This is a genomic window from Arthrobacter sp. Hiyo1 (assembly GCF_001263615.2).
Taxonomy (GTDB): Bacteria; Actinomycetota; Actinomycetes; order Actinomycetales; family Micrococcaceae; genus Arthrobacter.
Genome location: NZ_DF952468.1, coordinates 717859 through 724919 on the forward strand (window position 1 = coordinate 717859; position 7061 = coordinate 724919).

At 63.4% G+C, this 7061-nt stretch carries 6 protein-coding genes and 3 pseudogenes; 6 read left to right on the plus strand and 3 right to left on the minus strand.

Annotated elements, in window-relative coordinates:
* A pseudogene (locus AHiyo1_RS26115) lies at positions 1-253 on the minus strand (2-oxoglutarate dehydrogenase E1 subunit family protein); the annotation flags it as partial.
* Between the two features lie 542 nt (positions 254-795).
* On the opposite strand from AHiyo1_RS26115, the gene AHiyo1_RS03160 reads away from it, so the two are divergent.
* The 6 genes and pseudogenes from AHiyo1_RS03160 (at position 796) to AHiyo1_RS03180 (ending at position 6294) form a co-directional block, all read left to right on the plus strand.
* Entirely contained in the window at positions 796-2271 is a 1476-nt protein-coding gene (locus AHiyo1_RS03160; protein WP_084784331.1) for a hemolysin family protein, read from the plus strand.
* On the plus strand, positions 2268-3338 hold the full coding sequence (locus AHiyo1_RS03165; RefSeq protein ID WP_059387599.1) for a hemolysin family protein: 1071 nt from the start codon (positions 2268-2270) through the stop codon (positions 3336-3338). The genes AHiyo1_RS03160 and AHiyo1_RS03165 overlap by 4 nt, the downstream gene beginning before the upstream one ends.
* Before the next feature lie 68 nt (positions 3339-3406).
* On the plus strand, positions 3407-4129 hold the full coding sequence (locus AHiyo1_RS03170; protein ID WP_340639273.1) for a metal ABC transporter solute-binding protein, Zn/Mn family: 723 nt from the start codon (positions 3407-3409) through the stop codon (positions 4127-4129).
* Positions 4130-4139: 10 nt separating this feature from the next.
* A complete protein-coding gene (locus AHiyo1_RS27825; RefSeq protein ID WP_340639274.1) occupies positions 4140-4424 on the plus strand; it encodes a hypothetical protein in 285 nt (94 codons plus the stop codon).
* A 119-nt stretch (positions 4425-4543) separates the two neighbouring features.
* Positions 4544-5376, plus strand: a pseudogene (locus AHiyo1_RS03175) (metal ABC transporter ATP-binding protein).
* Positions 5377-6294, plus strand: coding sequence for a metal ABC transporter permease (locus AHiyo1_RS03180; protein ID WP_059387600.1), 918 nt, complete (start codon positions 5377-5379; stop codon positions 6292-6294). It abuts the pseudogene before it with no gap.
* On the opposite strand, the pseudogene AHiyo1_RS03185 reads toward AHiyo1_RS03180, so the two are convergent.
* Together AHiyo1_RS03185 and AHiyo1_RS28160 are read right to left on the minus strand one after the other, a co-directional pair.
* Positions 6291-6774, minus strand: a pseudogene (locus tag AHiyo1_RS03185) (Fur family transcriptional regulator). The gene AHiyo1_RS03180 and the pseudogene AHiyo1_RS03185 sit on opposite strands and share 4 nt — an antisense overlap.
* Before the next feature lie 95 nt (positions 6775-6869).
* Positions 6870-7061, minus strand: a 192-nt coding sequence (locus tag AHiyo1_RS28160; RefSeq protein WP_216363125.1) for a hypothetical protein, incomplete at its 5' end; no start/stop codon positions are given.

Here is a 7061-nt window from a genome sequence, read left to right on the forward strand (position 1 = left end):
ACGGGCGCGACCGGCGTCATTGCCGTTGCGGCGGCCTGTGCCACGACAGGAATTTCGCGAGTGGGAGGGTTGGCAGGGGCTGCTGATGTTCCGTTGGAAGAAGTGCCGTCAGCGGTATCGAAGGACTCGAAAAGCGGCCACCACTTGGCGTCGACCGAATTCTTGTCCTGTTGGTACCGCTCGTACAGTTCGTCAACGAGCACTCGTTTCCGCCAAATTCCTCGGGTAGACGGTGGCTTGGCTGCTCTGGCACTTGAAATACGCCTCTTCCATGAGTGTTGATTTCCAGCTGGCCCGGGGACTGCAGGGGGGTGCAAGGCGAGCCAGGGTCCGGGTCCCGCGAACTCAGACCCTAGCCAGTCTAGTGACGAGCGGCGGCTATCTGCCAATAGTGGTGACCTAAATCATGCTGAAGGTGGGATGGCCAGGCTTTTGCGTCCGCAGGGGGCTCTTCTTTCCCGGGATTTTCCGGTCGTTTGCTGCGTCGCAGAGCCCGGCTCAGGCCGGTGAAGTCGCGTGAAGCCGCGTCTCGGCCGGACTGTAGACTTGAATTCTTATGGACAGTAATTCTAGGTGCCGGCCTGGGAGCTGCAGGGGAAGCCGTTCGGCAATCTCCGCGCAACGCACCCGCCGAGCCGGCAATACCCGTACACATGCCCATCGCACTCCGGATCTCCTGGCCGGCCGGTCGGCGGATCGCTCATCCGCTGCGTCCGACCAACCCCCGCCGGGCCAACCAGCCTTTAGCCCTCCTGGTGCCCTGCTCCTGCCCTCCGCACGATCCGGCGGCCTCTAATGGAGTGGCTTTTCCTTCTCGCCGGCGTGCTCCTGATTCTGGGCACCGGCTTCTTCGTAGCCGTCGAGTTCTCACTCGTGGCACTCGACCAGTCAACGGTCCAAAGAGCGGTCGACGGCGGCGACCACGCCGCCGAGGCGTTGCTCAGATGCCTCAGATCCCTTTCTACCCAGCTCTCGAGCTGCCAATTGGGGATCACCCTCACCACCTTGCTGACCGGCTTCGTCATGGAGCCATCGGTCGGCTCCCTCTTGCACGGACCGCTTCTTTGGGCCGGGCTGCCTGAGGCTGCTGCCCAGTCCTTGTCGCTCATCCTGGCCATGGCCTTCGCTACCGGCTTGTCGATGCTGATCGGCGAACTCGTTCCCAAGAACATGGCCCTGGCCTTGGCATTTCCGCTCGGCCGGGCGCTGGCCCGCCCGCAACTGATGTTCACGGCCGTGTTCAAGCCCGCAATCATTGTGCTCAATGGCTTCTCGAACAAGGTGCTCAACCTTGTGGGACTCGAGGCCAAGGAGGAGATCTCTGGCGCGCGCTCGCCTTCTGAACTGGCCTCCCTGGTGCGCCGTTCGGCAGAGCTGGGAACCCTCGACGCCGGGACGGCCAACTTTGTTGCCCGGACCCTGAATTTCTCGGCGCGTACGGCGGCCGACGTCATGACCCCGCGCATCCGCATGGAAACCATCGACGCCGACCAGCCCGTGTCGGACATCATCGAAGCGGCCCGGCGGACCGGGTATTCGCGCTTCCCGGTCATCGGCGAATCGGCCGATGACATCCGGGGCGTGGTGCACATCAAGAAAGCCGTGTCAGTCCCGTCGGAACGCAGGAGCCGGCTGGAGGCCGGAGCCATCATGTCCGAAGTCCTGAGCGTTCCCGAGACCATCCATCTTGACGCCCTGCTTTTGGAACTCCGCGAGGGCAACCTGCAACTCGCCGTCGTGCTTGACGAGTACGGCGGAACTGCGGGGATCGCCACCCTTGAGGACCTGGTGGAGGAAATCGTCGGCGAGGTGGCGGATGAGCACGACAGGGTCCGGCCCGGATTGCTGCAGAGCGCCTCGGGGGATTGGTATTTTCCCGGATTATTGCGTCCGGACGAGGTCAGTGAACAGATCCCGGGCCTCACGGTTCCCGACGACCCCGCCTACGAAACCGTGGGTGGCTACGTCATGAGCCAACTTGGCCGGATCGCGATGGTCGGCGACGTCGTCGAGGCCGGCGGCGGCACGCTGGCCGTCACCCGGATGGACGGCCGCCGGATCGACCGCATTTGTTTCCACCCCACGGCGCCCGACGGTGACGCCGACGACGACGAAGGCACCGGCGAAATTGGCACAGCGGAGAGCGATTCGGGCGGATGGCAAAGCAGGAAGCAGGCCAGCAAGCGGTTGAGCAAGGGGTCCGGCGGTTCTGCAGGCGATGCGGTTGGCAACCCTGTGGCCAAAACCAGCCGTAAAGGACGTGCCGCATGAGCGACTGGGCAGGAATCCTGTGGCTCGTGGTGCTGTTGATCGGCAACGCCTTCTTTGTCGGCGCCGAGTTTGCCGTAATGTCTGCGCGCCGCAGCCAGATCGAGCCTTTGGCCCAACGCGGGTCAAAGCGCGCGCAGACCACCCTGTATGCGATGGAACACGTCTCGCTGATGCTGGCGTGTGCCCAGCTTGGCATCACGGTGTGTTCTTTGCTGATTCTCCTCGTGGCGGAGCCTGCCATCCACCATTTGCTGGGGGCGCCGCTGGAGTCCGTCGGCGTCCCTGTTGAATTGGCAGACGTCATCGCGTTTGCGGTTGCCTTGCTCGCGGTCACCTTCCTGCATGTCACCTTTGGCGAGATGGTCCCCAAGAACATCTCTGTTTCGGTCGCAGACAAGGCGGCTTTGCTTCTGGCGCCGCCGTTGGTCCACGTGGCCCGCTTCGTGAAGCCCGTCATCTGGACGCTGAACTGGCTGGCCAACCGCATCCTTCGCTTGATGAAGATCGAGCCCAAGGACGAGGTGACCTCCTCCTTTACCCTCGAGGAAGTGCAGTCCATCGTGCAGGAATCGACCCGTCACGGGCTGGTGGACGACGACGCCGGCCTGCTGAGCGGCGCTTTGGAGTTTTCCGAGCACACCGCTGCGCACATCATGGTGCCGCTGGACAAACTCGTCACGCTCAAGCCTGGCTCGACGCCGCGGCAACTCGAGAAAGCGGTCAGCCGCACCGGTTTCTCACGCTTCCCCGTGTTGGACGACGACGGTGAGCTGACCGGTTACCTTCACATCAAGGATGTGCTTTCCATTCCCGAGGAAGGGCGCCGCTATCCGATCGCGGAAAGCCGGATCCGGTCCCTCGTGAACCTCGCACCGGAAGACGAGATCGAAGATGCGATGGCCGTGATGCAGCGGACCGGCTCGCATCTGGGTCGCGTGGTGGGGACGGGCGGTGCGACTCTGGGGGTGTTGTTCCTGGAAGACGTCATCGAACAGCTTGTGGGCGAGATCCGCGACGCCACCCAGGCCAGGGGAATCCGCCGGCTGGGCGGAACGGAATCAGCGTAGCCTCCTGCTGGCCTCCAACGGGGCCGGCAGGAGCCACCCAAAATTCTAAATAGGAATCATTCCCATTTGTGGGTACACTCATGGAGTCCCCTGTTGTGCTTGATCCGGTAGATCCGAGGTTTTCCGTGCGTCGTGCCGCCGCCCGCCTTTCCCTTGCCGCCCGCCTTTCGCTTGCCGCTTCCGCGGGCCTGGCAGTCCTGCTTTCCGCATGCGCGGCACCCGCCGCGACGGCGCCGTCGTCGTCCTCCGGGGTGATCGACGTGGTGGCCTCAACCAGCGTGTACGGCGACATCGCCAAGAGCGTCGGCGGTGACAAAGTGTCAGTCACCTCCATCATCAGCAAGACCAGCCAGGATCCGCACTCCTACGAGGCAAGCACCCAGGACAAGCTGGCCGTCTCCAAGGCCCAATTGGTGATCGACAACGGCGCGGGCTACGACGACTTCTTCAGCAAGCTGGCCGATGACAGCAAGGTCGCTGCGGACAAGACCCTTACCGCCGTCAACGTCTCCGGGCTCCTTCCCGCGGCCACGGCCGGCACATCTCCCTCAGCGGTGCCGGAAGGGTTCAACGAGCACGTCTGGTACAACTTCGACGCGATGGCGAAAGTGGCCGATGCTATCGCTGCGAAGCTCGGAAGCCTGAACCCCGCCGATGCCAAGACCTTTACCGCCAATGCCAACAAGTTCAAGTCCTCGCTGACCGGACTCAGCGCCAAAGTCGCAGCGATCAAGGCTTCCAAGGGTTCCGCTCCGGTAGCGGTTACAGAGCGTACCGGGGTATTTGCTTGAGGCTGCGGGCTTGGAGAACAAGACGCCCGAGGAATTCAGCCATGCCATTGAGGTCGGCTCGGACGTTCCGCCGGCAGCGGTCAAGGAAACGAGCGATCTGATTGCCTCGAAGTCGGTTCGCTTCCTCGCGTACAACGAGCAGACCGCCAGTGCTGAGACGGAAAAGCTGAAGGCCGCGGCAACTGCTGCCGGCGTCCCGGTGATCGCTTTTACCGAGACACTTCCCGAGGGCAAGGACTACGCTGCCTGGATGACGGACAATGTGGGCAACGTTGCTGCTGCCCTGAACAAGTAAAGGCTTATGCAGATACGAACAGACGGGCCCCGCAATCGTCCTAAGATATACAGGGCGGCTGCGGGGCCCTCCCTGTTCATCCAAGTGCAGGCCGGCAGCGACATCTCTTCGCGAACCCCATGGATCGAGGATTCTTTTTGACACCGGTAGTGAGCCTTCGCGGCGCGGGCCTCCAGTTTGGCCAACGGGCCCTCTGGAAGGACCTCGACGTGGACATCCAGGCGGGTGAGTTCTTCGCTGTGCTCGGCCCCAACGGCAGCGGCAAGACCAGCTTCCTCAAAGTCCTCCTCGGTTTGCAGCAGCTTCACTCGGGGACGGTGACCGTGGCCGGACAGGCCGTGGAACGTGGCAGCCGGAAAATCGGCTATATCCCGCAGCAGAAGTCCTTTGCTCCGGATACGCCCTTGCGCGCCAGGGACCTCGTGGCCCTCGGCGTCGACGGCCACCGTTGGGGCCTGCGGATCAAGCCAAGGCCGTCAATGAGCGCGTCGACGCCCTCCTGGACTTGGTGGGGGCGAGTGACTACGCCCGCGTACCGCTTGGCCAATTGTCCGGTGGCGAGCAACAGAGGCTCCGGGTTGCACAAGCCCTTGCCGCGGAGCCTGAACTCCTGCTCTGCGACGAACCGCTGCTGTCTTTGGACCTGCACCACCAGCAGGCCGTAAGTGCCCTCATCAACCAGCAATGCCACGAGCGGAACAGCGCCGTGGTGTTCGTGACGCACGAGATCAACCCGGTCATCGACTACGTAGACCGCGTCCTCTACCTTGCCGGCGGCAGGTTCCGCGTGGGAACACCGGAAGAGGTCATGACCACCGAGGTCCTGTCCGAGCTGTACAACAGCCGCGTTGAGGTCATCCGCGCGAACGGCAGGATCGTCGTCGTCGGCCTTCCGGACGCGACGACGCACTACCACGATGACGCCCACGCCGGTGTGGAGGAAGGTCACTAAATGGATCTCGGAAGCATCCTGCACACCATCTTCAACTTTGAAAACTATGGCGAACTGCTGGCCCTGGTCCAGAATTCCATCTGGGCCGGTGCGGTCCTTGGCCTGCTCGGCGGGCTCATAGGCACTTTTGTCATGAAGCGGGACCTCGCCTTCGCGGTGCACGGCATTTCGGAGTTGTCCTTCGCCGGTGCCTCCTTTGCCCTGCTTATCGGGGCGGACATCATTTTCGGTTCGCTCGCGGGATCCGTTGCGGCTGCGCTGCTTCTGGGACTCATGGGCGTCCGGGCGCGGGACAAGAACTCGATCATTGGCGTCATCATGCCGTTCGGGCTAGGCCTGGGCATCTTGTTCCTGGCCCTCTACCAAGGCCGGGCGGCCAACAAGTTCGGGCTACTGACCGGCCAGATCGTCTCAGTGGACACTGTCCAGCTCCAGGTCCTGGCAGGCACGGCCGTGGTGGTCATGCTCGCTCTGGCCGCGATATGGCGCCCGCTCAGCTTCGCCAGTGTGGATCCTGAGATGGCGGAAGCCAGGGGAGTGCCTGTCCGCGGCCTGGCAATTGCCTTCATGGTGTTGCTCGGCGTCAGCGTTGCCTTGTCCATCCAGATAGTCGGCGCGCTTCTGGTGCTGGCCTTGCTGATCACGCCCGCTGCCGCTGCCCTTCGCGTGACCACTTCGCCGCGGCTCGTGGTCTTGTTGAGCGTGGTCTTTGCAATCACAGCGACTGTGGGCGGCATCCTCCTGGCGCTCGGCAGCAGGATTCCCATCAGCCCCTATGTCACCACGTTGTCGTTCCTGATCTATGTGGTGTGCCGGGTCATCGGCAACGTGCGCGCCAAACGCGGGAACAACGGCCGGATCGTCCGTCCCCACGCTGCCATGGGCCAGGCAGTGGAAGACCAGGCGGTAGCCGGCTAGAGCAGGCCCGCGGCCTTCTTGGCAGTGCACTCAGGGCAGAGCCCGAAAATCTCCACCGTGTGCGCCACTTCGGTGTAGCCGTTCTCGGCAGCCACCCCGGGCTGCCCACGTCTCCACCGCCGGAGCTTCCACTTCGACGGCCTTGCCGCAATTGCGGCACAGCAAATGGTGGTGGTGGCCTGTGACCGCGCAGCGGCGGTAGACGGCTTCGCCATCGGCGTTTCTCAGAACATCGATCAGGCCGTCGTCGGCAAGTGACTGCAGGATGCGGTACGCCGTGGCCAGGGACACCGAGACGCCTTGGTTCTGGAGCAGCCGGTACAGTTCCTGGGTGCTCACGAAATCGTCGAGTTCGTCCAGGGCGGCGCTGACGGCCAGGCGTTGCTTGGTGACGCGCTGCTCTTTGACGGCGGGATCCTTGGCATCCGGAAGCGACCGGGCTGTGGGCCCGGACGTGGCGGCATGGGCGCCCTGTGACATTCGTGGACTCATTTCGATGTGGTTGTTCGCAAGTACCAACGTTACCAGCAGGCCACGCTCGGACGCCGGTTCGTGGACACCATTGGAGGCCCGTCCTAGGCTGGCTCCATGAAGCTCACCAAGTTCACCCACGCTTGTGTCCGCCTGCAAAAGGACAGCCAGGTCCTTGTGATCGACCCCGGGACTTTTCCGAGTCCGAGGAAGCGCTCGCAGGCGCCCACGCGGTGCTGATCACCCATGAGCACGCCGACCACGTGGACGTGGACGCCGTCGTCGGAGCCCTCAAG